The following is a 24,006-nucleotide window of genomic DNA, read 5'->3' as shown; positions in this document are numbered from 1 at the left end:
ATGAAAAACGCCCCGAACCAGTCGGGGCGTTTTTCATTGGCTGAGTGCGCCAGGCATGGCGAGTTACGCGTAAGTGCAACCTGTTTGGCTGTGGTTCAACCCCGCCTCTTACTCGATCGCTATGGTCACGCTACCAAATCATGGGTGCTGAAGCTGTTGAGGCCAACCAACTGGATTTTGAAGTCCGCAGCCAAATCACCATTGACGTTGCCATAGAGCACATGGTCGACAAAACGTAATTGGCCGGCCCCCGTGAAGTCGTTCGAGTTGATGAACGTGAACTTGTTGACCCCGGCACTCAAGAGGTTGGCATCGAATTTCGAAAAATCGAGTTTATCGCCGTCCAGGCTGCTGAAGTCTGTGATGACGTCAGACAAGCTGCCTTTGCCCATTTCGTTCAGTGCGTTAAATACAAACCGATCGGCGCCCGCACCACCAGTCAACGCGTCGATACCCAGTCCGCCGATCAGTGTGTCATTGCCAACACCGCCGTCCAACACATCGTTCCCGAGCCCGCCATTGAGGAGGTTGTTGCCGTCATTGCCGATCAGCACGTTGTTCAGGGCGTTGCCGGTGCCGTTGAGGTTATCGCTGCCGGTGAGGGTCAGGTTTTCCAGGTTGGCACCGAGGGTGTAGCTGATCGAAGCCACCACGGTGTCGATTTCGCCCGCCAGGGTGCCGGTTTCGCTGACGACGTCCTTGAGGTTGTCGACGACATACGTGTCGTTGCCGGTGCCGCCGACCATCCTGTCGGCGCCGAGGCCGCCGTCGAGCACGTTGTTGCCACTGTTGCCGAGCAGGATGTTGTTCAGGGCGTTACCGGTGCCGTTGAGGTGATCGCTGCCGGTCAGGGTGAGGTTTTCAACGTTGGCATCGAGGGTGTAGTTGATCGAGGCCCGGACGGTGTCGATTTCGGTCAGCGAGGTGCCGGTTTCGATCACGGTATCGCCGATGTTATCCACCACATAGGTGTCGTTGCCGGCGCCGCCGATCAGGATGTCCGCACCCGCACCGCCATTGAGGATGTTGGCGGCGGCATTGCCGGTCAGGGTGTTGGCCAGTTCGTTGCCGGTGAGGTTCACGGCGGCCGCACCGAGTAACAGGGCGTCTTCGACATTGGCCGACAGGCTGTAGCTGACCGACGCCTTGACCAGATCGTGGCCTTCGTTGGCCAGTTCGATGACCTTGTCACCGACGTTGTCGACGATGTAGACATCGTCGTCCATGCCACCGCTGAGGCTGTCCGCCCCGAGACCGCCGTCCAGCCAGTCATCGCCGGCGCCGCCTTGCAGGACATTGATCGACGCGTTGCCGACCAGGGTGTTGTTCCGGTCGTTGCCGATCACGCTGAAGGCCCCGATGCCGGTGACGGTCACGTTCTCGACGTTGAGCAGGTTGTTCTGGCTCAGGTCGATCACGCTGGTCGACGCCTTGGCGGCGTAGGCGACATAGAGTTGGTCGGTGCCGTTATCGACGTCTTCCTGTACCAGCGCCAGTTCGGCGGCCTGATCGAGGTAATAGGTGTCGTTGCCACCGCCGCCGATCAGTGTGTCGATGCCCAGCCCACCATTGAGGCGGTTGTTGCCGTCATTGCCGATCAGCACGTTGTTCAGGGCGTTGCCGGTGCCGTTGAGGTTATCGCTGCCGGTGAGGGTCAGGTTTTCCAGGTTGGCACCGAGGGTGTAGCTGATCGAAGCCACCACGGTGTCGATTTCGCCCGCCAGGGTGCCGGTTTCGCTGACGACGTCCTTGAGGTTGTCGACGACATACGTGTCGTTGCCGGTGCCGCCGACCATCCTGTCGGCGCCGAGGCCGCCGTCGAGCACGTTGTTGCCACTGTTGCCGAGCAGGATGTTGTTCAGGGCGTTACCGGTGCCGTTGAGGTGATCGCTGCCGGTCAGGGTGAGGTTTTCAACGTTGGCATCGAGGGTGTAGTTGATCGAGGCCCGGACGGTGTCGATTTCGGTCAGCGAGGTGCCGGTTTCGATCACGGTATCGCCGATGTTATCCACCACATAGGTGTCGTTGCCGGCGCCGCCGATCAGGATGTCCGCACCCGCACCGCCATTGAGGATGTTGGCGGCGGCATTGCCGGTCAGGGTGTTGGCCAGTTCGTTGCCGGTGAGGTTCACGGCGGCCGCACCGAGTAACAGGGCGTCTTCGACATTGGCCGACAGGCTGTAGCTGACCGACGCCTTGACCAGATCGTGGCCTTCGTTGGCCAGTTCGATGACCTTGTCACCGACGTTGTCGACGATGTAGACATCGTCGTCCATGCCACCGCTGAGGCTGTCCGCCCCGAGACCGCCGTCCAGCCAGTCATCGCCGGCGCCGCCTTGCAGGACATTGATCGACGCGTTGCCGACCAGGGTGTTGTTCCGGTCGTTGCCGATCACGCTGAAGGCCCCGATGCCGGTGACGGTCACGTTCTCGACGTTGAGCAGGTTGTTCTGGCTCAGGTCGATCACGCTGGTCGACGCCTTGGCGGCGTAGGCGACATAGAGTTGGTCGGTGCCGTTATCGACGTCTTCCTGTACCAGCGCCAGTTCGGCGGCCTGATCGAGGTAATAGGTGTCGTTGCCACCGCCGCCGATCAGTGTGTCGATGCCCAGCCCACCATTGAGGCGGTTGTTGCCGTCATTGCCGATCAGCACGTTGTTCAGGGCGTTGCCGGTGCCGTTGAGGTTATCGCTGCCGGTGAGGGTCAGGTTTTCCAGGTTGGCACCGAGGGTGTAGCTGATCGAAGCCACCACGGTGTCGATTTCGCCCGCCAGGGTGCCGGTTTCGCTGACGACGTCCTTGAGGTTGTCGACGACATACGTGTCGTTGCCGGTGCCGCCGACCATCCTGTCGGCGCCGAGGCCGCCGTCGAGCACGTTGTTGCCACTGTTGCCGAGCAGGATGTTGTTCAGGGCGTTACCGGTGCCGTTGAGGTGATCGCTGCCGGTCAGGGTGAGGTTTTCAACGTTGGCACCGAGGGTGTAGTTGCTCGAGGCCAGGACGGTGTCGATTTCGGTCAGCGAGGTGCCGGTTTCGATCACGGTATCGCCGATGTTATCCACCACATAGGTGTCGTTGCCGGCGCCGCCGATCAGGGTGTCCGCACCGCCCATGCCGTTGAGCACGTTGTTCAGCGCATTGCCGGTCAGTACATCATCAAAGGCCGAGCCTGTTGCGTTTTCGATTTTCGCGCCATAGGCAATTGCCAAGCCGTCATTTACGAGAGTCTGATTCACCCCATCGATGAATGCCTTGCCGATCTGGCTGAATGCGCCCTCATTGAGGTCCAGATTAACGGCTGCCAGTTGGTTACTGGCGTCGATCGTGTCGTTGCCGCCTGCATCCCAGATAGTCTGAAACACCGATTGGTCCGGTGCCCAGCGATAGACGTTGTCACCTGTTTGCCAAAGCATGTTGGCGCCATACATTTTCTGGATGACAAGAATATCGAGCAGCATCGGCGTAGTCGGCTGATAGGAATACGCGTTGTTGTAACTCATGATCGTGAAATGTGAATCGTCGAGCACGGGATTGAGCACCGTACTGTTGGATTGGCTCGCCTCGAAGGGATGCTTCAAGCCCAGGGCGTGACCGATCTCATGCACAAATGTCATGAAATCATAGGTGCCGTTGACGGGCTCCGGGTTGTTCGTCGTCGGTCCGATCCAGACATCCCCGCCCACAGGTGATCTGTCGGGGTAGTAGCCCCAGGCAGCGGTTTTGTCATCCATCCCGGCGTAGCCACCGAACCGCAAGTCTCCAGCGCTGACGGCATTGTCAGTGACCTGAGTGAACTTGAGATTGGCTACGGCGCTCCACGCGCCCAGTGCGGTTTTTACAGCGTCTTGCTGGGCAAATGTCAGAGCGAAACTGTTCCGGTACTCTTGTTCGGCGCTGTAGTTGGTGGCGAAGAATGACCTGCCAGGCGTGATGAAGCTGTAGGTCAGATTAGTCGTGGAGACATTGCCCTTCCATGTGGGACTCAGCCATTGGGAGCCGTAGATAAGGCTATCGATCTGTTGGTTACCAGTCAAAAAAGTGGGGAATGTAAAAACGTAACCAAGAGGTGTCGACATCTGAAAATCCTTAGTGGGCTGCGACCCTCCTACAATGTGGCCGCTACAAGAAAGCAATTTTGTACCAAAAACAACGCCAATTGATATCACATAGCCATTGTTTTTGTATAACTGGCGTCAAATAAATGGCGAGTATCGTTGTATCGGCAGGTCATGATGAAGCCTGAGGAAACGCAGGCTGATATTCTGTTAAAAATCGAATCATCAGGACTTTCCATGAATCTCCCAAGCCCCGCGCTAATACGAGAAACCTTCCCAGTCGGCCCGTTGCAGTGCAATTGCACGATCATCGGCGATCCGGTCACGAAAAAGGCCATCGTGGTCGATCCGGGTGGTAATCACGAGCTGATCCTGGCTCGGCTCGACGCCTTGGGCCTGAAGGTAGTCAGCATCATTCACACCCACGCGCACCTGGATCATTTCCTGGCTTCCGGTCAGTTGAAGGAAAAAACCGGCGCGACCTTGCACTTGCACAAGGAAGATCAGTTCCTCTGGGACAATCTGGAGATGCAGTGCCAGATGTTCGGTGTGCCTTATACCCCGGTTCCATCCCCCGATCGCTGGTTGTCTGATGATGAAGAACTGGCCTGCGGCTGCGGCGTGGCATTGCACACGCCCGGTCACACGCCGGGGTCCATGAGCTTCTGGTTTTCAGAGGCCAAGCTGCTGATTGCCGGTGACACGCTGTTTCGTCGCGGGGTAGGGCGCACGGATTTGTGGGGTGGCGATCAGGCGACCATCGTGCGTTCGATCAAGCAACGGCTGTATACCCTTGATGAGGACGCGACAGTGGTGACGGGGCACGGGCCGGACACGCGCCTGGGCGATGAAATGCGTGACAACCCCTTTGTGCGGGCCTGACGGTAGCCGATGGAATTTTCGCCGCCCGAAATGATCCAAAGCCCGCTAAGGCCGATGCCTTGTTCCGTTGCACCCTAGAATGCAGAAAGTAGGAGCTCTTCATGTTCACCAAGCAGCGTTTGATTATTGTCGCTACGGCTGTGGCTTTGCTGTCGGGCTGTGCCTCGCCTAATCCTTACGACAATCAGGGCCAGGCCGACGGTGGTTCCACGGGCATGAGCAAAACCGCGAAGTACGGTGGCCTCGGTGCTCTGGCCGGCGCATTGGCCGGTGCCGCCATTGACCACAACAACCGAGGCAAGGGGGCGCTGATTGGTGCCGCCGTGGTGGGGGCTTCCGCTGCCGGCTACGGTTACTACGCCGACCAGCAAGAGAAAAAGCTGCGCGCGAGCATGGCCAATACCGGCGTCGAAGTGCAGCGCCAGGGCGATCAGATCAAGCTGATCATGCCTGGCAATATCACGTTCGCTACCGATTCGGCGAACATCGCCTCAAGCTTCTATCAGCCGCTGAACAACCTGGCAGGCTCGCTCAAGGAGTTCAACCAGAACCAGATCGAGATCGTCGGCTACACCGACAGCACCGGCAGCCGTCAGCACAACATGGACCTGTCCCAGCGTCGCGCCCAGAGCGTGGCAACCTACCTGACGTCGCAAGGCGTGAGCGGTGCGAACCTGTCGGCACGGGGTGCCGGTCCGGACAATCCGGTTGCCAGCAACGCTGACGTCAATGGCCGGGCGCAAAACCGTCGGGTCGAGGTCAACCTGAAGGCCATTCCGGGTCAGCAGTATGGTGGTCAGCAGCAAGGTACTGTTCAACAGTATCCATAATCGTCTGACTGAACCCCAGGCGTAAAAAAACCGCCCGATTCTCAACAGATCGGGCGGTTTTTTTGTGTGGGAGCTGCCGCAGGCTGCGATCTTTTGATCTTGCTTCTAAAAAAATCAAAAGCCCTCGTTGCACTCGACAGCTCCTACCGGAGGCCGCCCGTTTCAGCGAAGAGCTCATTGGAAATAAAAGCCCCTGGACAATCACTCATCCGGGGGCTTTTTCATGTCGCGTGAAACCTGATTACTTCTTCAGGCCGTAATGCTCATCGAGCATGCCCGGCGCGTTCGGGGCTTTGGGGGCGTAATCGCGAGGCGGCTCCTGATTGCGCGGCGGCGTCAGGCGCTCCCGTGGGGCGGCTGCCGCGTCGGCGTGCAGCGAGGCCAGCAGGCGTTGGCGGGTCTGCTCGTCCAGGGCCAGGCGATTGGCACCCTCGGCGAGATGATCCTGCACTTCCTGATAGCTCTGAGTCAGTTTCTTGACCAGGGTTGCAGTGCTGTTGAAGTGGGTGACCACTTCGTTCTGATAACTGTCGAAACGTTCCTGAATGTCTTCCAGCTGACGTTGTGTGCTGCTCGGCGCGGCGTTCGGCACCAGGCGAGCGATCAGGAAACCAATGGCGACACCCACAACCAGGGCAAGAGTCGGCAACAACCAAACTAAGAGCGAGTGTTCCACGAGTCCTTCCTCTATAAACGGCTTTGCTTTACGTTAACGGCTCGAACCTGCGCTGTATACCGCGATTCACTCGCAATACATCGGCACAGACAATTTGCTAGACGAGTCGACCCGATTCGAGGTCACGGAGTTCCTTCCTTGCTTATGCGCGAAACCCCTGTAGTGATTGATGGCCCGGTCGGCCAACTGGAAGCGCTTTACCTGAACAATGAAGCGCCTCGCGGCATTGCGCTGATCTGCCACCCGAACCCGGTGCAGGGCGGCACGATGCTCAACAAAGTGGTCTCGACCCTGCAGCGCACCGCGCGCGATGCCGGTCTGGTTACCTTGCGTTTCAATTACCGAGGCGTCGGTGCCAGCGAAGGCTTGCACGACATGGGCACCGGCGAAGTCGACGATGCTCAGGCGGCGGCCGAATGGCTGCGGGCCGAGCATCCTGATTTGCCGCTGACGCTGTTCGGTTTCTCCTTCGGCGGATTTGTTGCAGCCAGTCTCGGCGGACGCCTGGAAGCGAAGGGCGAGCAGCTCAAGCATGTGTTCATGATCGCGCCTGCGGTCATGCGTCTGGGAGATCAGGATCAACTGCCGCAGCATGGCGAACTGACCCTGATCCAGCCGGAAACCGACGAAGTCATCGATCCGCAACTTGTCTACGACTGGTCCTCGAAACTCGAGCGCCCCCATGAGCTGCTGAAAGTGGCAGAATGCGGACACTTTTTTCATGGCAAGCTGACTGATCTCAAGGATCTGATCCTGCCGCGTCTTTCGAATTGATTGCAGTCTGACAAGCGATTACCCATGACGACTCGTACCCGTATTCTCACCGGCATCACCACCACCGGCACGCCGCACCTGGGCAACTACGCCGGCGCCATCCGCCCGGCGATCCTTGCCAGCCGCGACAGCAATGCCGATTCGTTCTACTTCCTGGCCGACTACCACGCCCTGATCAAATGCGATGACCCGCTGCGCATCCAGCGCTCGCGTCTGGAAATCGCCGCGACCTGGCTGGCCGGTGGCCTGGATGTGGACCGCGTGACGTTCTATCGCCAGTCCGACATCCCGGAAATTCCCGAGCTGACCTGGCTGCTGACCTGCGTCGCCGCCAAGGGGCTGCTCAACCGCGCACACGCCTACAAGGCCTCGGTGGACAAGAACGTCGAAACCGGCGAAGACCCGGATGCCGGCATCACCATGGGCCTGTACAGCTATCCGGTGCTGATGGCCGCAGACATTCTGATGTTCAACGCCCACAAGGTGCCGGTCGGTCGTGACCAGATCCAGCACGTGGAAATGGCCCGGGACATCGGCCAGCGCTTCAACCACCTGTTCGGCCAGGGCAAAGAATTCTTCACCATGCCCGAGGCGCTGATCGAAGAAAGCGTCGCCACGCTGCCAGGCCTCGACGGTCGCAAGATGTCGAAGAGCTACGACAACACCATCCCGTTGTTCAGCAGCGCCAAGGAAATGAAGGACGCCATCTCGCGGATCGTCACCGACTCCCGCGCGCCGGGCGAAGCCAAAGATCCGGACAATTCGCACCTGTTCACGCTGTTCCAGGCCTTCGCCACCCCGGCGCAGTCCGACGAATTCCGCAGCGAACTGTTGCAGGGGCTGGGTTGGGGCGAGGCGAAGAATCGCCTGTTCCAGCTGCTCGACAGCGAATTGGGCGAGTCCCGTGAGCGTTATCACCAGCTGATCGAGCGCCCGGCGGATCTGGAAGACATCCTGCAAGTCGGTGCCAAAAAGGCTCGCTCGGTGGCGACACCGTTCCTCCACGAACTGCGTGAAGCGGTGGGCCTGCGTTCTTTCGTTGCTCAGACTCAGGTCGCGGCGACCACCAAGAAGAAAGCCGCAAAAGCCGCGCGTTTTGTCAGCTTCCGTGAAGACGACGGCAGCTTCCGCTTCCGTCTGCTGGCGGCCGATGGAGAGCAATTGCTGCTGTCGCGCAACTTCGCCGATGGTAAAACCGCCGGTCAGGTGACCAAGCAACTGCAAGCGGGCCAGCCATTGGACGTGCGCAGCGAAGACTTGAGCTTCAGTGTCTGGCTGGAAGGCGAGTGCGTTGCCGATAGTCCGGCCTTCGCCGACAGTGCCGCTCGCGACGTCGCCATCGACGCCCTGCGGATTGCGCTGACACCGGTTCAGGAATAATCGAGGGCTCGGCCCGACCAAGGGCTGATTGCCATTCCTGCGGGCCGTCGCTACAGTGACGGCCCGTTTTTGTTGCCTTGCTAACGAATTATGACGCCCCTAGAACGATATCAAGCTGATCTGAAACGCCCGGAATTCTTCCATGACGCCGCGCAGGAAACTGCCGTGCGCCATTTGCAGCGCCTGTACGACGATCTGGTCGCCGCCTCGCAGAGCAAACCGGGCCTGCTCGGCAAGCTGTTCGGCAAGAAAGAGCAGGCGCCGGTCAAGGGCCTGTATTTCTGGGGGGGCGTAGGCCGCGGCAAGACCTACCTGGTCGACACCTTCTTCGAAGCGTTGCCGTTCAAGGAAAAGACCCGCACTCACTTCCACCGCTTCATGAAGCGCGTGCACGAAGAGATGAAGACCCTCGGCGGCGAGAAAAACCCGCTGACCATCATCGCCAAGCGCTTCTCCGACGAGTCGCGAGTGATCTGTTTCGATGAGTTCTTCGTCTCCGACATTACCGACGCGATGATCCTCGGTACGTTGATGGAAGAGCTGTTCAAGAACGGCGTGACCCTGGTCGCGACGTCCAACATCGTGCCGGACGGCCTGTACAAGGACGGCCTGCAACGCGCACGCTTCCTGCCGGCCATCGCGCTGATCAAGCAGAACACCGAAATCGTCAACGTCGACAGCGGCGTCGATTACCGCCTGCGTCACCTCGAGCAAGCGGAGCTGTTCCACTTCCCGCTCGACGAAGCGTCCCACGAAAGCCTGCGCAAGAGCTTCCGCGCCCTGACGCCGGAATGCACGGCAGCCATCGAGAACGATGTGCTGATGATCGAGAACCGCGAGATACGTGCCTTGCGCACCTGCGATGACGTGGCCTGGTTCGACTTCCGCGAACTGTGTGACGGTCCGCGCAGCCAGAACGATTACATCGAACTGGGCAAGATCTTCCACGCCGTGTTGCTCAGCGGTGTCGAGCAGATGAGCGTCACCACCGACGACATCGCCCGACGCTTCATCAACATGGTCGATGAGTTCTACGACCGTAACGTGAAGTTGATCATTTCCGCGGAGGTCGAGCTCAAAGACCTCTACACCGGCGGTCGCCTGAACTTCGAGTTCCAGCGTACCCTCAGCCGACTGCTGGAAATGCAGTCCCACGAATTCCTGTCCCGGGCGCATAAGCCGTAGGGCGTTTCGGAAAATAAAAAAAGGCCTGCTGATGCAGGCCCTTTTTTTGTGCGCTGTCTGCTCACCACAATTTCTGGGAACGAGCCTGCGCCATAGAATTTCCCACAGGTGGGAGTATCAGATTTCCCAGAGATAACTCGTCAGTTGATGCTGCCGCTGGCAACCAACGAGCAACCACAACAAAATTCGGGCTTTGCGAGGGCAAAGCAATCCAGCCATCAACGCGCCTTTACGGATCAAGTCCATCTCGCCGCCAATAAAACCGTAGGTGGATCGCGCGGTAGAACCGGACCCTGTCCGGGTTGCAATGATGACAGGAATTTTTTGGGCGATAGTTTCGATCACATCAGACCAGTTTCCGGGAACATGCCCTGCACCAAATCCTGCGATTACAAGCCCGTCGTATCCGAGGTCGAGGATGTTGTTCAGGAAAAGGGTGTCCGCAGAAAGCGAGACTTCCAGCAGGGCGATTTTCTGCGTTGTTTGCTGCGGCAGCGGCAAGATGTTCCGCTGGGTTGGCGGGCGCATATATCGGACGCTGGTCTCAATGAGCATGCCGGCAGGACCGACGATGGGCGAGGAAAACGCCTGCAACGCCAATGAGTCGGTTTTTCGGACGGCGCTCGCGGCGTGAATCTGCCCGTTCATGACCACTTGAACGCCTCGCCGACGGCTGTCTGCAGCCAGTGCTACCCGGCACGCATCCAACAGATTCGCTGGACCATCAGCCCCCGCCTGGGCCGCTGAACGCATGGCGCCGGTCAGGACCAACGGTTCATCGCAGTCCCACAAATAGTCGAAAAAGGTGGCCGTTTCTTCGAGGGTATCCGAGCCTTGGGTAATGACAACTCCGACGGCACCTTGCTTGATCTGGAATTTTGCCCAGGACAGGACGCTCAGCAAGAATTCGAAATCCAGTGATGCGCTGGGCATAAGCCCGAGTGTTTCAACGTTGACCCGTGCCAGTGTCGTCAGTTCCGGTACCGAATTCAGCAGCGTTTCGCCGGTGAGTGTGGGAATAACACCTTCGCCGGCGTTCCTGGCTTGCATGCTTACGGTGCCGCCGAGCGCCGCGATGGCCAGTTCGGGTAAGTCCATGTGCTACCTCGCTTGAGCGTGAAGAGGTTGGCTGTACCGCGTCCGCGCTACAGCCGAGTGGCTTGGGGTTAGTGGGTCATCAGGAAACCGATGAATGGAATGATCAGCAGCGTACTGATGGCCATGGATAGAACGTTGCCGATGAAACCATGCATGTCCGCCGGCAACCGCCTGGCAATCGCCCACGCCAGAGGCGGCGCAATCAAGGCCCCCAGCAGTGCGCTCATGACGATGACCTGCCAGCTGCCGCCGTACGTCAGCAGCGCCGCCGGCACCACCGACACCAGCGGAACGTAGGTGGGATACCAGCCATACGATATCCAGTGCCGACGCCAGATCAGTACACCCAGCGCTGAGGTCAGTGCTTGTGCACCAATCAACTGGGGCAGCAGCTGCGAACCGTAGACCGGACTCAACGGGTTAAGCGTGAACGCCAGCAAGGCGCCCAGAATCAGGCCGAGGCTCGCCCATTCGTTGCCAAAGAATGGCGCTTCCGAAAAGTCCGCCAAGACTCGGCGCATACTCCAGATCACTCCGTAGTCAGGCGTTTTGGTGGCGGTGGGTTCGGGCGCTGGGTCGCATGGATTTGTAGATGGCTCTGACTTCACCAGGCTTGGCAGATAACGGCAGAGCAGAAAGGCCAGCACGCTGGCGACCGCCATGCCCGAGACATTACCAATCACCACGGGCAGTCCCAGCGGGTTGCACAGGTAATTGACCATCAGCAGACACATCGGAGTGACGAGCATGGCCCCCATGATCGCGCCGTTGACCGTGACCTTCCAGCCACCGCCAAACATCAGCACCATTGCTGCCGGCAGTGAAACGAAGGCGGCGAAGGTGGGTTGCCAGCTAGTGGCGGTTACCGTCCAGCCCCAAAGCAGGTTGCTCAGCAGTAGCCCAAGCAATGAACTGGTGACCAGCCACGGCCATAATCCGCTGCCGTACGAGATGGCAAAACCTTGCCAGGATCTTCCGGTCCGATTCGCCCAATAGGCCAGATAGGCGCCAGCCAACAGCCCGATAGAGGCGAACTCGTGCTTGTAGAACGCCACTTCGCTGATGTCTCCGAGCACCCAGCGTAACCAGGCACTTGGTTCGGGAAGACCTGAAAGCAAATCGCCATAACCGGGCCAATGAGCGGACCAGGCAGTACGGTGGGTGAATGAAAGCCAGGTCGCCAGCAGTAGGGTGCCGATAATCAGCAGGATGATCGCCGTGTCGAATGGCGATCGGTGGGCAAGTCGTTTTTTCTGGGTTGTGGTTTGCATGAGTCACCCCCCCCTGTCAGCGCGGGAGGCACGAATGCTGGCGGTAACCGAGCATCTGATCGTAGAGATCGGCTCGGCGATCGCGATGCAGATCGTTCAGGTTGTTCCAGATGGGTGCGCTGCGGGCGCTGGTCAGGTCGATATCGGCAAACAGGATTTCTTGTTGGTCCGCCGAGGCGACAGTGCCGATCGGCCAGCCATTGGTTCCGGCAATCAGCGAGCAACCCAGATAACGAGCCCCTCGTTCTTCGCCGATTCGGCTGGCCGCGGCGATAAACACGTTGTTTACATGCGCAGCGGTCATTGTCAGATACGAAGCCATGCACTTGCCGGCGTCATCGAACAGAGGTGGTGGCGTCCAGACCCAGTTGTTCAGGCTGCAAATGATATCCGCCCCTTGCTGACTCAGAATTCGCGGCACCTCCGGAAACCAGATATCCCAACAGATCAACAACCCGATACGGCCGATCGGTGTATCGAAAACCGGAAAACCCAGATCGCCCGGCGTGAACCACAGTTTTTCCAGGTTCCACAAATGAGCCTTTCGGTATTTGCCGATGAGTCCTTCCGGCCCTACCAGGACGCCGGTGTTGAACAGCTGCATGCCGTCGCGCTCGGCGAGACCGGCTACGAGGTAAACACTGTGCTGGCGGGCGAATTCCATCCAGGCTTGCAGGCTTGCACCTCCGGGAATCGCCTCCGAGTGATCGAACGCATCCTGTCTACTGCTGAAGTAATACCCGGTGCTTGAGAGTTCAGGCAGGACGATGAGATTCGCTCCGCCGTTTACAGCTTCCAGCGCCAGTTGCAGGCTGCGATGCAGATTTCCTTCACGATTCTTCACGCCGACCTGAGGGTCGAATTGCACGACTGCTACACGAACAGGGCTTATTGGCTCACTCATTGTTGATGACCTCTTTTTATAGTTATTCACGCTGTTTAATTGCGTGTTCATAAGAGGTGAATCAGCAGATCGGCGTAAGTCAGGCACTTCCGTTTAGGTTGTAGTCCGGATCCTAATCAGACCCGTTCGTGGCTTCTGCAAGTGATCAGGCCCTGACGTTGTAGTGTGGATAGTCGCTCAAGGAAAACCCGCCATTGAAGGTCGCAGACGTTTTGTTGCAGATGTGAATGACCGCATCAACGGCGCCTCGGAAACAAGGCTCCGTCCAGCCGGCATCGACTGAAAATGACTCTCCGGACAAATACAGGCCTGAAACATGCGCGAAGTCTCTGTTGTATTTCATCAGGCCTACGGCGTCGTAGTAGGTGCCGGGCCGGTACAACTTTGCACAGCCCAGGGCATTTTTGTCGGTCATCCAGCGTTGGACCACTGCTTGATCAAGCCCGATGTAGGGAGAGATCTTTTCCTGGATGTTGGCGGCGTTCATAAGGATTCGGTCCAGCTCTTTGGCGCATTTGCTTACCAGTTCCTTGTCCGTAAATGAGGCCAGCTTGGTGGCGTCGTCCTCCCATGTGTAACTCAACAGGATGCAGTCATAGCTGTAGGTATCGTTGTAGCGATAGGTGTAGACGTCGTGGATAAAACTGTCGGTAACGATGGCTTGCGGGATTTTTCCGTTTTTCGAAAGAAAAGATTTCTTCAGCGGTGCGAAGACTTTGCAGCTGGTTTCCCAATGCGCCGTTTTATAGGCATTGATCGTTTCGAAAGGCAGCATGTGTGGCGTGAAGTTTTCAAGCTTGATCCGGGTTTCGATCAACCAGGAAGGAAGGGTCATGATGACCGAATCAAAGTCCTCGAACTGTTCCTGGGAGTGCTCGTCTTGGCTGTGTTTCCAGTCGTAGCAGACGCGTATTTTTTGATCGGGCAGTTTTTTGAGTTTTGTGACGGACGAATCCGTCAGCAAACCGCTGCCCCGTTCACTGCAATGATCGTAGAAAGATTTTCCGGTTTCCGCGGTTTTCATGAACAGCAGACATTCGTCCAGAGCAGCGAGTCCGATGTAACGGGGGCCGTCGAAAGTCAGCCCTTTTGAATCAAATACGGCTTTGCTCTGCAGATAGGGTGACGCCAACGGATCGCCCTGAGCATCCACCCGGCCATGGATCAGTTGCAACTGGCTGCTGAACCCGAAAATCGCAGTACGCAGGGGATAAAGGGAGCAGACATCATAAAACGCTCCCCAACTGCCATCGCCGATGCCGATGGCATAGAAAATGGCCGACTCTTGCGCGGACATGCCCATTCCTCCGAAGTCTCCCGGCGATCGTTCATCCCAATCTTCAAGGGGCGCCATGCTCACGAGGTCGCGAAATGAAATGTTTTGGTACTTTTCGACGATCGCGTCCCACATGCCTTCCCATTCCTGGCTGGCGTAGACCTCTGCGACGTGCCGAGTCATGCGATCGGCAAAGGTTTTCCACTTGGCATAAACCTTTTGCAGCTCATCGCCGGGAGGTGGTGTCTGGCCATCTTCATTCTTCCAGATAAGCATTTGTGGAGTTTGACCGTCGCCCATGCTGCCCTCTCGCAGATAAATTCCGGTCGAGGTCACCCATTGGCTTCCGGGATTGGCGAAATCCGAAAATGCCAAATCAAACGTCTTCGCGTAGTAGGCCATCAGCGAGCGGCCGTCTGTCGGCGGTTCGTCTGCCCTGTTGAAGAAAGGCATGCGCATTGCGCCCATTTCAAAGGGGGTGTGGCTCATCGAGGAGCGCTGGCTTCCAGCAACGGTCAGGTGCCGGCCGCCAATTCTCCTGGATTGTTCAATGAGGGTGATATCGGTAAAGCCGCAACGATAGAGTTCTCTGGCGGCAGTAAGCCCGGTGACACCTGCGCCGATGATGCAGATCTTATGGTGCGGGGTGGTGGCTTTGGCGATGCCGTTTTCCTGTTCGACCAATGCTCGATAGTCGAAGCAGAGGTCTGGGGGATTTGGAAAACGTGCCGTCCATTTGGCGTCAGTCGAGCGCTTTGTTCGAGCGGCAGTCTTGGTCGCGTGTGCCGGGTAGTCGTAGCTTGATCCGATGGTCACTGTTGATCCTCCCTGATGTTGAAAGCAGGGAAGGATGCTGGGACTTTTCAGGGGTTGTGTCTGTGAGCCTGATCGGTGGCTTTGTCGTTCTTTATTCAGCAATTTGCGTAGGAAAATGCATGGCCAACTCCCTGCACATGCAAGGTCCACAGTGGGAGCAAGCTCCCACGTGTGTTTAATGTCGAGCGTTTAAGCCGCCTGCTGAAACTGCTGCCGATACTGGTTCGGAGACAATTCCGTGTGCTGGCGGAACAGTCGTGCGAAGAAACTCGCGTCGTCATATCCGACTTCATAACTGATGGTCTTGATGCTTTTGCGGCTGCCGGACAGCAAGCCCTTTGCCGTTTCAATGCGCAGGCGTTGCAGGTAATGCAGCGGCTTGTCGCCGGTGGCGGTCTGGAAGCGGCGCATGAAGTTGCGGATGCTCATGCCGTGCTCGCGCGCGACGTCTTCGAAGCGGAACTTGTCGGCGAAATGTTCTTCGAGCCAGTGCTGGATCTGCAGGATGATCACGTCCTGGTGCAGCTTCTGCCCGCCGAAACCGATGCGTCCCGGCGAATAGCTGCGCTGCACTTCATAAAGAATGTCGCGAGCCACGGCCTGGGCCACGTTGGCGCCGCAGAAGCGCTCGATCAGGTAGATATAGAGATCGCACGCCGAGGTCGTACCGCCAGCGCAATACAGGTTGTCGGCGTCGGTCAGGTGCTTGTCCTGCTTGAGGTGAACCTTCGGGAAACGCTCGGCAAACGCATTGAAGAAGCGCCAGTAGGTGGTCGCTTCCTTGCCATTGAGCAGCCCGGCTTCGGCGAGCCAGAACACCCCCGTGGCCTCGCCACAAAGTACCGCGCCGCGAGCATGTTGCTGGCGCAGCCACGGCAGGACCTGTGGGTAACGTTGGCAAAGGGTTTCGAAATCGTCCCAGAACGCCGGGAGGATGATGACGTCGGCGTTTTCCAGGCCGCCGTCCACCGGCATGATCACATCGCTGAAGCTGTTCACCGGTTTGCCATCGGGGCTGACCAGCCGCGTTTCGAACGCCGGTGTCAGGCCCTGGCCCAGTTGTTTGCCGTAGCGCAGGCTGGCCAGGTGGAAGAAATCCTTGGCTTGCATGAGGGTGGAAGCGAAAACCCGGTCGATAGCCAGGATGCTGACGCGCCGCAAGGGCGTGGAGACTTGGTTAGACATAATTCAACTTTATTCTTATAGGGGAAAGTGGTCACCAGACGGCTGGATCGTCTTATTTTTTGTCGGATGTGTCCAGTGTCCTGTATCGGATGCGGGGCTTAGTCTCTGAAGGTCAATTCCTTCTAACAATAACGACAGGTGTCGCATGATCCCCAGAACCTTGTTCAGTCCCGAGCACGAACTTTTTCGCGACAGCGTGCGAACCTTCCTCGAAAAAGAGGCCGTGCCGTTTCATGGGCAGTGGGAGAAACAGGGCTATATCGATCGCCAACTCTGGAACAAGGCGGGGGAGGCGGGGATGTTGTGTTCTCATTTGCCGGAAGAGTACGGCGGGCTGGGAGCTGATTTTCTCTACAGTGCGGTGGTGATCGAAGAAGTGGGCCGTCTGGGCCTGACCGGCATCGGTTTTTCCCTGCATTCGGACATCGTCGCGCCGTACATCCTGCATTACGGCAGCGAAGCGCTGAAACACAAATACCTGCCGAAACTGGTGTCTGGCGAGATGGTTACGGCGATTGCCATGACCGAGCCGGGCGCGGGTTCCGACTTGCAAGGGGTGAAAACCACCGCGGTGCTTGATGGCGACGAATACGTGATCAACGGTTCGAAGACCTTTATCACCAACGGCTATCTCGCGGACCTGGTGATTGTCGTGGCCAAGACCGATCCGAAGGCGGGCGCGAAGGGCACCAGTCTGTTTCTGGTCGAGGCCGACACGCCCGGCTTTGCCAAGGGCAAGCGCCTGGAGAAAGTCGGCATGAAGGCGCAGGACACGTCGGAGCTGTTTTTCCAGGACGTTCGGGTGCCCAAGGAAAACCTGCTGGGGCAGGCCGGGATGGGCTTCGCGTATCTGATGCAGGAATTGCCGCAGGAGCGTCTGACGGTCGCTGTGGGCGGATTGGCGTCGGCTGAGGCTGCGCTGCAATGGACGCTGGAGTACACCCGCGAGCGCAAGGCGTTCGGCAAGGCGATTGCCGACTTCCAGAACACCCGATTCAAGCTGGCGGAAATGGCGACCGAAATTCAGATTGGCCGGGTCTTCGTCGATCGCTGCCTGGAGTTGCACCTGCAAGGCAAACTCGATGTGCCGACGGCGGCGATGGCCAAGTATTGGGGCACGGACCTGCAGTGCAAGGTGCTCGACGAGTGCGTGCAGTTGCATGGCGGCTACGGATTCATGTGGGAATACCCGATTGCGCGTGCGTGGGCGGATGCGCGGGTGCAGCGGATTTATGCCGGCACCAACGAGATAATGAAGGAGATTATTGCGCGGTCGCTTTGAATCTCTGTAATGGGTGAAAAGATCGCAACCTGCGGCAGCTCCTACAGGGTGTACGTCAATCCCATGCAGGAGCTGCCGAAGGCTGCGATCTTTTCTTTGGCGCTACAATTTACGGCGCGGGATTCGGGTGATCCTTGTGAATTGCCTCAATCCCCGCAAGCACTTCGTCGGATAGTTTCAGCTCGAAACTGGCGATATTGCTGTCCAGCTGTTCCAGCGTCGTCGCGCCGATGATGTTGCTGGTCACGAACGGTTGCTGCGTCACGAACGCCAGCGCCATTTGCGCCGGGTCCAGGCCGTGCTTACGGGCCAGTGCGACATAACGGCTGCACGCTGCTTCCGACTGTGGATTGAAATAGCGGCTGAAGCGACTGTAGAGGCTCAGGCGGCCCTTCGGCGGACGCGCGCCACCTTCGTACTTGCCCGACAGAAAGCCGAACGCCAGTGGCGAATAGGCGAGCAGGCCGCACTGTTCGCGGATGGCGATTTCCGCCAGGCCGACTTCGAAACTGCGGTTGAGCAGGTTGTACGGGTTCTGGATCGACACCGCACGTGGCCAGCCACGGGCTTCGGCCAGCGCCAGGAAACGCATGGTGCCCCACGGCGTTTCATTGGACAGGCCGATGTGGCGGATCTTGCCGGCCTTGACCTGTTCGTCCAGCGCTTCGAGGGTGTCCTCCAGCGGCGTCAGGTTGGCTTCGATTTTGTGTTTGTAGCCCAGTTGACCGAAGAAATTGGTGCTGCGCTCCGGCCAGTGCAACTGATAGAGGTCGATGTAATCGGTTTGCAGGCGCTTGAGGCTGGCATCCACCGCTTCGGTGATGTGCTGGCGGTTGTGGCGCAGGTTTTTGTCGCGGATGTAGTCGATGGTGTTGCCGGGGCCGGCGATCTTGCTGGCCAGGATCCAGTCGGCACGATCGCCGCGGCTTTTGAAGTAATTGCCGATGTAGCGCTCGGTGGTGGCATAGGTATCGGCCTTCGGCGGCACCGGGTACATCTCGGCAGTGTCGATGAAATTGATCCCGGCACTCTTGGCCCGTTCAATCTGTGCGAAGGCTTCAGCCTCGCTGTTTTGCTCGCCCCAGGTCATGGTCCCGAGGCAGATGGCGCTCACGTTCAGATTGGTTCGGCCTAGCTGTCGATAGTCCATCGGGTGCTCCTTGGGCAAAACAATCATAAAAGCAGGTTGAAATATTTTTCGCAATCTGCATAATTGCGCACCTCTTTCTGCAGTGGAAGTGATGCGCCGCCGCCGAAGAATCTTGCCGTTGAACGGACGCGCCGACCCGAGCCCCCGAAAGCGTCTGTATCCGGCTGCCTTTGACTTGTCAAAGTACGCACTATTCAGTAAGATCCGCCGTCTAATTTACAGGGCGGCCCCTGAGGCTATAAAGAATGAAAACTTTTACTGCTAAACCGGAAACAGTACAGCGCGACTGGTTTGTCGTCGACGCTGCAGGTCAGACCCTGGGTCGTCTGGCCACCGAAATCGCGAGCCGTCTGCGTGGCAAGCATAAAGCTGAGTACACTCCTCACGTTGACACCGGCGATTACATCGTCGTTATCAATGCCGAGCAGATTCGTGTAACCGGTGCTAAAACCACCGACAAAATCTACTACTCCCACTCCGGTTTCCCGGGCGGCATCAAGTCGATCAACTTCGAAAAGCTGATCGCTAAAGCCCCTGAGCGCGTGATCGAGACCGCGGTCAAAGGCATGCTGCCTAAGAACCCGCTGGGTCGCGACATGTATCGTAAGCTGAAAGTCTATGCGGGCGCTGTACACCCTCATACTGCTCAGCAGCCCCAAGAACTGAAGTTTTAACGGAATAGTTCATTATGTCGGCGACTCAAAATTACGGCACTGGCCGTCGCAAGACCGCAACCGCACGCGTTTTCCTGCGTCCGGGCACTGGTAACATCTCCATCAACAACCGTTCGCTGGATAATTTCTTCGGCCGCGAAACTGCCCGCATGGTAGTTCGTCAGCCGCTGGAATTGACTGAGACTGTCGAGAAGTTCGACATCTACGTCACCGTGATCGGCGGTGGTGTAAGTGGTCAAGCTGGCGCAATCCGCCACGGTATCACTCGCGCTCTGATGGACTACGACGAAACTCTGCGCGGTGCTCTGCGCAAAGCCGGCTTCGTAACCCGTGACGCACGTGAAGTTGAACGTAAGAAAGTCGGTCTGCGTAAAGCGCGTAAGCGTCCGCAGTACTCGAAGCGTTAATTCGCTTTCGCGTTCAAAAAGAACGCCCAGTTTCCTCGCGAAGCTGGGCGTTTTTTTATGGGCGCGATTTATCAAAGAATTGCTCTGTGACAACTTGCCACAGCCGTAGAGCCCCTATACTGCAAGGCTTGGCAGTGGAGCCCTTCGGTAATTACCTTGTCAGAATTGGGGCTTTTCATTACCATTCGGCAAAATTTTTATAAGTACATAGTTTTACTTAGTAGATGCCTGATTTAACAGGCCACAAAGCTGATGGGAGAGGACTGAATGAGCAATGACGGCGTGAATGCAGGCCGGCGTCGCTTCTTGGTAGCAGCCACATCCGTGGTGGGTGCTGCAGGAGCGGTGGGGGCTGCGGTCCCGTTCGTGGGGTCATGGTTTCCCAGTGCCAAGGCGAAAGCCGCAGGTGCACCGGTGAAAGTGAATGTCAGCAAAATCGAGCCAGGCCAGCAGATGATTGCTGAGTGGCGCGGTCAGCCGGTGTTCATCGTCCGCCGTACCGAGGAAATCCTGGGGAATCTGAAAAAGATCGAGGGCCAGCTGTCTGACCCTACCTCCAAGAACTCGACTCAACCGACTTATGTCGACCCGGAAACGCGTTCGATCAAGCCAGAGGTTCTGCTGCTGATCGGTATTTGCACACACCTGGGTTGCTCGCCGACCTTCCGTCCAGAAGTGGCGCCTGCGGATCTGGGCAAGGATTGGGTAGGTGGTTATTTCTGCCCTTGCCACGGTTCCCACTACGATTTGGCTGGCCGCGTCTACAAGTCGCAACCTGCGCCTTTGAACCTGCCAGTTCCCCCGCATTCCTATGAGACCGATGACATCATTGTCATTGGCGTCGATACGGAGAAAGCGTGATGAGCAAGTTCATGGATTGGGTTGATGCGCGCTTTCCCGCGACCAAGATGTGGGAAGACCATCTCAGCAAGTACTACGCCCCGAAGAACTTCAACTTCTTCTATTTCTTTGGCTCCCTGGCACTGCTCGTTCTGGTCAACCAGATCGTCACCGGTGTCTGGCTGACCATGAGCTACACCCCGTCGGCGGAAGAAGCATTTGCCTCCGTCGAATACATCATGCGCGACGTCGAGTACGGCTCGATCCTGCGTATGTTGCACGCCGTCGGCGCTTCGATGTTCTTTATCGTGGTGTATCTGCACATGTTCCGTGGCTTGCTCTACGGTTCGTACCAGAAGCCGCGTGAGCTGGTGTGGGTCTTCGGCATGCTGATTTACCTGGCGCTGATGGCTGAGGCCTTCATGGGTTATCTGCTGCCGTGGGGCCAGATGTCCTACTGGGGCGCCCAGGTGATTATCTCGCTGTTCGGTGCGATCCCGGTCATCGGTAACGACCTGACCCAGTGGATCCGTGGTGACTACCTGATTTCCGGTATCACCCTGAACCGCTTCTTTGCCCTGCACGTTGTTGCCCTGCCGATCGTGATTCTCGGTCTGGTGGTGCTGCACGTTCTGGCGTTGCACGAAGTCGGTTCGAACAACCCTGACGGCGTCGACATCAAGAAACACAAAGACGAAAACGGCGTACCGCTGGACGGCATTGCCTTCCACCCGTACTACACCGTGAAAGATATCGTCGGCGTGGTGGTGTTCCTGTTTATCTTCTGCTCGATCGTGTTCTTCTTCCCGGAAATGGGCGGCTACTTCCTCGAGAAGCCGAACTTTGAAGTGGCGAACGCCTTCAAGACCCCTGAGCACATCGCTCCGGTCTGGTACTTCACACCGTTCTACGCGATTCTGCGGGCGGTTCCGGACAAGCTCCTGGGCGTTATCGCCATGGGCGCAGCCATCGCTGTGCTGTTCGTCCTGCCGTGGCTGGATCGCAGCCCCGTCAAGTCGATGCGCTACAAAGGCTGGCTGAGCAAAATCTGGCTGGTGGTGTTCTGCATTTCGTTCGTGATCCTCGGCATTCTGGGTGTTCTGGCTCCGACGCCGGGTCGTACGCTGCTGTCGCAGGTATGTACCTTCCTGTACTTCGCCTACTTCATTCTGATGCCGTTCTACACCAGGCTCGAGAAGACCAAACCGGTTCCGGAAAGGGTGACTGGCTGATGAAAAAGCTATTTGCGGTATTGATGCTCACTGCACTGCCAGTGTTTGCTTTCGCAGCAGGACAAGCGGGCCCGGCGCTGGAAAAAGTCGACATCGACGTTTCCGATAAAGCTGCCATGCAGGACGGCGCACGTACGTTCGCCAACTATTGCATGGGCTGCCACAGCGCCAAGTTCCAACGCTACGAGCGTGTTGCCGACGATCTGGGTATTCCTCACGATCTGATGTTGTCGAAGCTGGTGTTCACCGGCGCCAAGATTGGCGACCACATGAGCATCGGCATGCAGCCGGCTGACGCCAAGACCTGGTTCGGTGCTGCACCGCCCGACCTGACCCTGGTGGCTCGTGTTCGCGGTACAGACTGGCTCTACGGTTACCTGAAGTCGTTCTACGAAGACCCGACGCGTCCTTGGGGCGTGAACAACAAGGTCTTCCCGAACGTGGGCATGCCGAACGTCCTGGTGGGCCTGCAAGGTCGTCAGGTCGTCGGTTGCAAACAGGTCCAGATCGTCGAGGACGGCAAGAAGCAATATGATCCGCTGACCGGTACCGCGCTGACTCATGAAGCGTGCGATCAGCTGACCATTGTGCCGAAGAGCGGTGCTCTGACCGAAGAGCAGTTCGATGAGAAGGTCAAGAATCTGGTAACCTTCCTCGCTTACTCGGCTAACCCGGTTAAGCTGGAGCATCAGCGCATTGGTACCTATGTGTTGCTGTACCTGGCGTTCTTCTTTGTATTCGCCTACTTGCTCAAGCGCGAATACTGGAAAGATGTGCACTGATAAAGTTTCAAGCAATTGCTGTTAATCGCGCGCGCCCCAGGGCGTCTCTGAAAATGTAACGAGTCTGGTCATCCAGGCGTTACGGGAGGCGCCCTCTGGGCGCGCGCGTTTTTTCCGCTTCCGATAATTTCAACAAGCGAGGAGGACCGCCATGGGCGTGACCAATCGGTTGGCCTGTTACTCCGACCCCGCCGACCACTATTCCCACCGAGTGCGTATCGTACTTGCAGAGAAGGGTGTCAGCGCCGAGATCATTTATGTGGAAGCTGGCCGCCAGCCGCCTAAACTGATTGAGGTGAACCCTTACGGAAGCCTGCCCACCCTGGTCGATCGTGACCTAGTGTTGTGGGAGTCGACCGTGGTGATGGAATATCTGGATGAGCGTTACCCGCATCCGCCTTTACTGCCGGTTTATCCAGTGGCGCGTGCCAACAGCCGTTTGCTGATTCATCGTATTCAGCGTGACTGGTGTGGTCTGGTGGATCTGATCCTGGATTCGCGGACCAAGGAAGCAGCTCGCGTGGTGGCTCGTAAAGAGCTGCGCGAAAGCCTGACTGGCGTGTCGCCGCTTTTCGCCGACAAGCCGTTTTTCCTCAGTGAGGAACAAAGTCTGGTGGATTGCTGCCTATTGCCAATACTCTGGCGCTTGCCGATTCTAGGTATTGAACTGCCGCGGCCTGCCAAGCCGCTGCTTGATTATATGGAGCGCTCGTTTGCGCGTGAGGCTTTCCAGGCGAGTCTGTCTGGTGTCGAACGCGATATGCGCTAAGGCTTAAGGAGCCGCTATGAACTCCAGTCGACCTTATCTGGTCCGCGCGCTCTACGAGTGGATTGTGGACAACGATTGCACCCCGCACATGCTGGTCAACTCCGAATATCCGTCGGTGCAGGTGCCACAAGGTTTCGCCAGTGACGGACAGATTGTCCTGAACGTTTCGCCGGCCGCCGTGCGCCATTTGCACATGGACAACGAAGCGGTCAGCTTCGAAGGGCGCTTCGGTGGCGTGCCGCACACTCTGTACGTGCCTATCGCATCGATCCTGGGCATTTACGCCCGGGAGAACGGTCAGGGCATGGTGTTTGATCTGGAGTCGCCTATGGAAGACGAGGAAGAGATTGAGCCGGATGATGATCTTCCGCCACCCGACAGTGAGCCGCCGCGTCCCAGCGGTCGACCCAGTTTGAAAGTGGTGAAGTAATAAAAAAGGCGATCCGAGAGGATCGCCTTTTTTATTACTTCACCATTTTCAAACCGTAGGAGCTGCCGAAGGCTGCGATCTTTTGATTTTGCTTTTAACCACGATCAG

At 57.7% G+C, this 24,006-nt stretch carries 21 protein-coding genes; 13 read left to right on the top strand and 8 right to left on the bottom strand.

The window, feature by feature from the left end:
- Positions 1-125: 125 nt before the first annotated feature.
- Positions 126-4,076 carry a matrixin family metalloprotease gene (locus ACM1ZW_RS03655; protein WP_416740174.1) on the bottom strand — a complete coding sequence of 1,317 codons (3,951 nt, stop codon included), beginning with the start codon at positions 4,074-4,076 and terminating at the stop codon, positions 126-128.
- A 216-nt stretch (positions 4,077-4,292) separates the two neighbouring features.
- Here ACM1ZW_RS03655 and ACM1ZW_RS03650 point away from each other — a divergent pair, with 216 nt between their 5' ends.
- Both ACM1ZW_RS03650 and ACM1ZW_RS03645 read left to right on the top strand, forming a co-directional pair.
- A complete protein-coding gene (locus ACM1ZW_RS03650; RefSeq protein WP_416740173.1) occupies positions 4,293-4,937 on the top strand; it encodes an MBL fold metallo-hydrolase in 645 nt (214 codons plus the stop codon).
- A gap of 101 nt (positions 4,938-5,038) precedes the next feature.
- Complete coding sequence (locus ACM1ZW_RS03645) at positions 5,039-5,767, top strand: OmpA family protein (RefSeq protein ID WP_017340709.1); 729 nt, start codon at positions 5,039-5,041, stop codon at positions 5,765-5,767.
- A 241-nt stretch (positions 5,768-6,008) separates the two neighbouring features.
- On the opposite strand, the gene ACM1ZW_RS03640 is transcribed toward ACM1ZW_RS03645, so the two are convergent.
- The gene (locus ACM1ZW_RS03640; RefSeq protein ID WP_017340708.1) at positions 6,009-6,443 is read right to left on the bottom strand and encodes a YhcB family protein; all 435 of its coding nucleotides are present in this window, start codon (positions 6,441-6,443) and stop codon (positions 6,009-6,011) included.
- Between the two features lie 144 nt (positions 6,444-6,587).
- On the opposite strand from ACM1ZW_RS03640, the gene ACM1ZW_RS03635 reads away from it, so the two are divergent.
- The 3 genes from ACM1ZW_RS03635 to zapE all read left to right on the top strand — a co-directional run bounded on the left by ACM1ZW_RS03635 (position 6,588) and on the right by zapE (position 9,782).
- Positions 6,588-7,217 carry an alpha/beta hydrolase gene (locus ACM1ZW_RS03635; protein ID WP_416740172.1) on the top strand — a complete coding sequence of 210 codons (630 nt, stop codon included), beginning with the start codon at positions 6,588-6,590 and terminating at the stop codon, positions 7,215-7,217.
- Between the two features lie 24 nt (positions 7,218-7,241).
- Positions 7,242-8,597 (top strand): tryptophan--tRNA ligase, encoded by a 1,356-nt coding sequence (locus ACM1ZW_RS03630; RefSeq protein ID WP_150654043.1) that lies wholly within the window; start codon positions 7,242-7,244, stop codon positions 8,595-8,597.
- A 90-nt stretch (positions 8,598-8,687) separates the two neighbouring features.
- The gene (gene zapE / locus ACM1ZW_RS03625) at positions 8,688-9,782 is read left to right on the top strand and encodes a cell division protein ZapE (protein WP_017340705.1); all 1,095 of its coding nucleotides are present in this window, start codon (positions 8,688-8,690) and stop codon (positions 9,780-9,782) included.
- A 117-nt stretch (positions 9,783-9,899) separates the two neighbouring features.
- Here the strand turns inward: zapE and ACM1ZW_RS03620 are convergent, their stop codons facing one another.
- The 5 genes from ACM1ZW_RS03620 to ACM1ZW_RS03600 all read right to left on the bottom strand — a co-directional run bounded on the left by ACM1ZW_RS03620 (position 9,900) and on the right by ACM1ZW_RS03600 (position 16,233).
- On the bottom strand, positions 9,900-10,880 hold the full coding sequence (locus ACM1ZW_RS03620; protein WP_416740171.1) for an asparaginase: 981 nt from the start codon (positions 10,878-10,880) through the stop codon (positions 9,900-9,902).
- A gap of 68 nt (positions 10,881-10,948) precedes the next feature.
- Positions 10,949-12,151 (bottom strand): hypothetical protein, encoded by a 1,203-nt coding sequence (locus ACM1ZW_RS03615; protein ID WP_414884183.1) that lies wholly within the window; start codon positions 12,149-12,151, stop codon positions 10,949-10,951.
- Positions 12,152-12,167: 16 nt separating this feature from the next.
- Positions 12,168-13,055: a nitrilase family protein gene (locus tag ACM1ZW_RS03610; RefSeq protein WP_031319114.1), complete on the bottom strand. Its 888-nt coding sequence runs from the start codon at positions 13,053-13,055 to the stop codon at positions 12,168-12,170.
- Positions 13,056-13,200: 145 nt separating this feature from the next.
- Positions 13,201-15,147 (bottom strand): FAD-dependent oxidoreductase, encoded by a 1,947-nt coding sequence (locus ACM1ZW_RS03605; protein ID WP_416740170.1) that lies wholly within the window; start codon positions 15,145-15,147, stop codon positions 13,201-13,203.
- Positions 15,148-15,336: 189 nt separating this feature from the next.
- Complete coding sequence (locus ACM1ZW_RS03600; RefSeq protein WP_193393041.1) at positions 15,337-16,233, bottom strand: GlxA family transcriptional regulator; 897 nt, start codon at positions 16,231-16,233, stop codon at positions 15,337-15,339.
- 244 nt (positions 16,234-16,477) lie between these two features.
- On the opposite strand from ACM1ZW_RS03600, the gene ACM1ZW_RS03595 reads away from it, so the two are divergent.
- Positions 16,478-17,614 (top strand): acyl-CoA dehydrogenase family protein, encoded by a 1,137-nt coding sequence (locus tag ACM1ZW_RS03595; protein ID WP_017340699.1) that lies wholly within the window; start codon positions 16,478-16,480, stop codon positions 17,612-17,614.
- Between the two features lie 109 nt (positions 17,615-17,723).
- On the opposite strand, the gene ACM1ZW_RS03590 is transcribed toward ACM1ZW_RS03595, so the two are convergent.
- Positions 17,724-18,764, bottom strand: a complete 1,041-nt coding sequence (locus ACM1ZW_RS03590; RefSeq protein ID WP_416740169.1) for an NADP(H)-dependent aldo-keto reductase — start codon at positions 18,762-18,764, stop codon at positions 17,724-17,726.
- A gap of 245 nt (positions 18,765-19,009) precedes the next feature.
- Between ACM1ZW_RS03590 and rplM the strand changes: the two genes are divergently transcribed.
- The 7 genes from rplM to ACM1ZW_RS03555 all read left to right on the top strand — a co-directional run bounded on the left by rplM (position 19,010) and on the right by ACM1ZW_RS03555 (position 23,898).
- Positions 19,010-19,438, top strand: coding sequence for a 50S ribosomal protein L13 (rplM, locus tag ACM1ZW_RS03585; RefSeq protein WP_007905295.1), 429 nt, complete (start codon positions 19,010-19,012; stop codon positions 19,436-19,438).
- Positions 19,439-19,452: 14 nt separating this feature from the next.
- On the top strand, positions 19,453-19,845 hold the full coding sequence (gene rpsI / locus ACM1ZW_RS03580; protein ID WP_003205364.1) for a 30S ribosomal protein S9: 393 nt from the start codon (positions 19,453-19,455) through the stop codon (positions 19,843-19,845).
- Between the two features lie 267 nt (positions 19,846-20,112).
- On the top strand, positions 20,113-20,706 hold the full coding sequence (gene petA, locus ACM1ZW_RS03575; protein WP_007905300.1) for a ubiquinol-cytochrome c reductase iron-sulfur subunit: 594 nt from the start codon (positions 20,113-20,115) through the stop codon (positions 20,704-20,706).
- Positions 20,706-21,917, top strand: coding sequence for a cytochrome b (locus tag ACM1ZW_RS03570; RefSeq protein WP_017340697.1), 1,212 nt, complete (start codon positions 20,706-20,708; stop codon positions 21,915-21,917). Before petA ends, ACM1ZW_RS03570 begins: the two co-directional genes overlap by 1 nt.
- Positions 21,917-22,699, top strand: a complete 783-nt coding sequence (locus tag ACM1ZW_RS03565) for a cytochrome c1 (RefSeq protein WP_017340696.1) — start codon at positions 21,917-21,919, stop codon at positions 22,697-22,699. Before ACM1ZW_RS03570 ends, ACM1ZW_RS03565 begins: the two co-directional genes overlap by 1 nt.
- Positions 22,700-22,850: 151 nt before the next feature.
- Complete coding sequence (locus ACM1ZW_RS03560; RefSeq protein WP_416740168.1) at positions 22,851-23,468, top strand: glutathione S-transferase N-terminal domain-containing protein; 618 nt, start codon at positions 22,851-22,853, stop codon at positions 23,466-23,468.
- Positions 23,469-23,484: 16 nt separating this feature from the next.
- A complete protein-coding gene (locus tag ACM1ZW_RS03555) occupies positions 23,485-23,898 on the top strand; it encodes a ClpXP protease specificity-enhancing factor (RefSeq protein ID WP_008037283.1) in 414 nt (137 codons plus the stop codon).
- The last annotated feature ends 108 nt before the right edge of the window (positions 23,899-24,006 follow it).

The organism is Pseudomonas sp. NFX71, assembly GCF_048079215.1.
GTDB lineage: Bacteria > Pseudomonadota > Gammaproteobacteria > Pseudomonadales > Pseudomonadaceae > Aquipseudomonas > Aquipseudomonas fluorescens_B.
This window is presented reverse-complemented; position numbering and strand designations above follow the sequence as displayed.

What these genes read in the sequence shown, in the direction of transcription:
- ACM1ZW_RS03635 (WP_416740172.1), top strand. Translation starts at nt 6,588, where the DNA reads ATGCGCGAAACCCCTGTAGTGATTGATGGCCCGGTCGGCCAACTGGAA.
- ACM1ZW_RS03590 (WP_416740169.1), bottom strand. Translation starts at nt 18,764, where the DNA reads ATGGACTATCGACAGCTAGGCCGAACCAATCTGAACGTGAGCGCCATC.
- ACM1ZW_RS03555 (WP_008037283.1), top strand. Translation starts at nt 23,485, where the DNA reads ATGAACTCCAGTCGACCTTATCTGGTCCGCGCGCTCTACGAGTGGATT.
- ACM1ZW_RS03570 (WP_017340697.1), top strand. Translation starts at nt 20,706, where the DNA reads ATGAGCAAGTTCATGGATTGGGTTGATGCGCGCTTTCCCGCGACCAAG.
- ACM1ZW_RS03595 (WP_017340699.1), top strand. Translation starts at nt 16,478, where the DNA reads ATGATCCCCAGAACCTTGTTCAGTCCCGAGCACGAACTTTTTCGCGAC.
- ACM1ZW_RS03655 (WP_416740174.1), bottom strand. Translation starts at nt 4,076, where the DNA reads ATGTCGACACCTCTTGGTTACGTTTTTACATTCCCCACTTTTTTGACT.
- ACM1ZW_RS03610 (WP_031319114.1), bottom strand. Translation starts at nt 13,055, where the DNA reads ATGAGTGAGCCAATAAGCCCTGTTCGTGTAGCAGTCGTGCAATTCGAC.
- rplM (WP_007905295.1), top strand. Translation starts at nt 19,010, where the DNA reads ATGAAAACTTTTACTGCTAAACCGGAAACAGTACAGCGCGACTGGTTT.
- ACM1ZW_RS03645 (WP_017340709.1), top strand. Translation starts at nt 5,039, where the DNA reads ATGTTCACCAAGCAGCGTTTGATTATTGTCGCTACGGCTGTGGCTTTG.
- ACM1ZW_RS03650 (WP_416740173.1), top strand. Translation starts at nt 4,293, where the DNA reads ATGAATCTCCCAAGCCCCGCGCTAATACGAGAAACCTTCCCAGTCGGC.
- ACM1ZW_RS03630 (WP_150654043.1), top strand. Translation starts at nt 7,242, where the DNA reads ATGACGACTCGTACCCGTATTCTCACCGGCATCACCACCACCGGCACG.
- ACM1ZW_RS03565 (WP_017340696.1), top strand. Translation starts at nt 21,917, where the DNA reads ATGAAAAAGCTATTTGCGGTATTGATGCTCACTGCACTGCCAGTGTTT.
- rpsI (WP_003205364.1), top strand. Translation starts at nt 19,453, where the DNA reads ATGTCGGCGACTCAAAATTACGGCACTGGCCGTCGCAAGACCGCAACC.
- ACM1ZW_RS03560 (WP_416740168.1), top strand. Translation starts at nt 22,851, where the DNA reads ATGGGCGTGACCAATCGGTTGGCCTGTTACTCCGACCCCGCCGACCAC.
- ACM1ZW_RS03620 (WP_416740171.1), bottom strand. Translation starts at nt 10,880, where the DNA reads ATGGACTTACCCGAACTGGCCATCGCGGCGCTCGGCGGCACCGTAAGC.
- ACM1ZW_RS03615 (WP_414884183.1), bottom strand. Translation starts at nt 12,151, where the DNA reads ATGCAAACCACAACCCAGAAAAAACGACTTGCCCACCGATCGCCATTC.
- petA (WP_007905300.1), top strand. Translation starts at nt 20,113, where the DNA reads ATGAGCAATGACGGCGTGAATGCAGGCCGGCGTCGCTTCTTGGTAGCA.
- zapE (WP_017340705.1), top strand. Translation starts at nt 8,688, where the DNA reads ATGACGCCCCTAGAACGATATCAAGCTGATCTGAAACGCCCGGAATTC.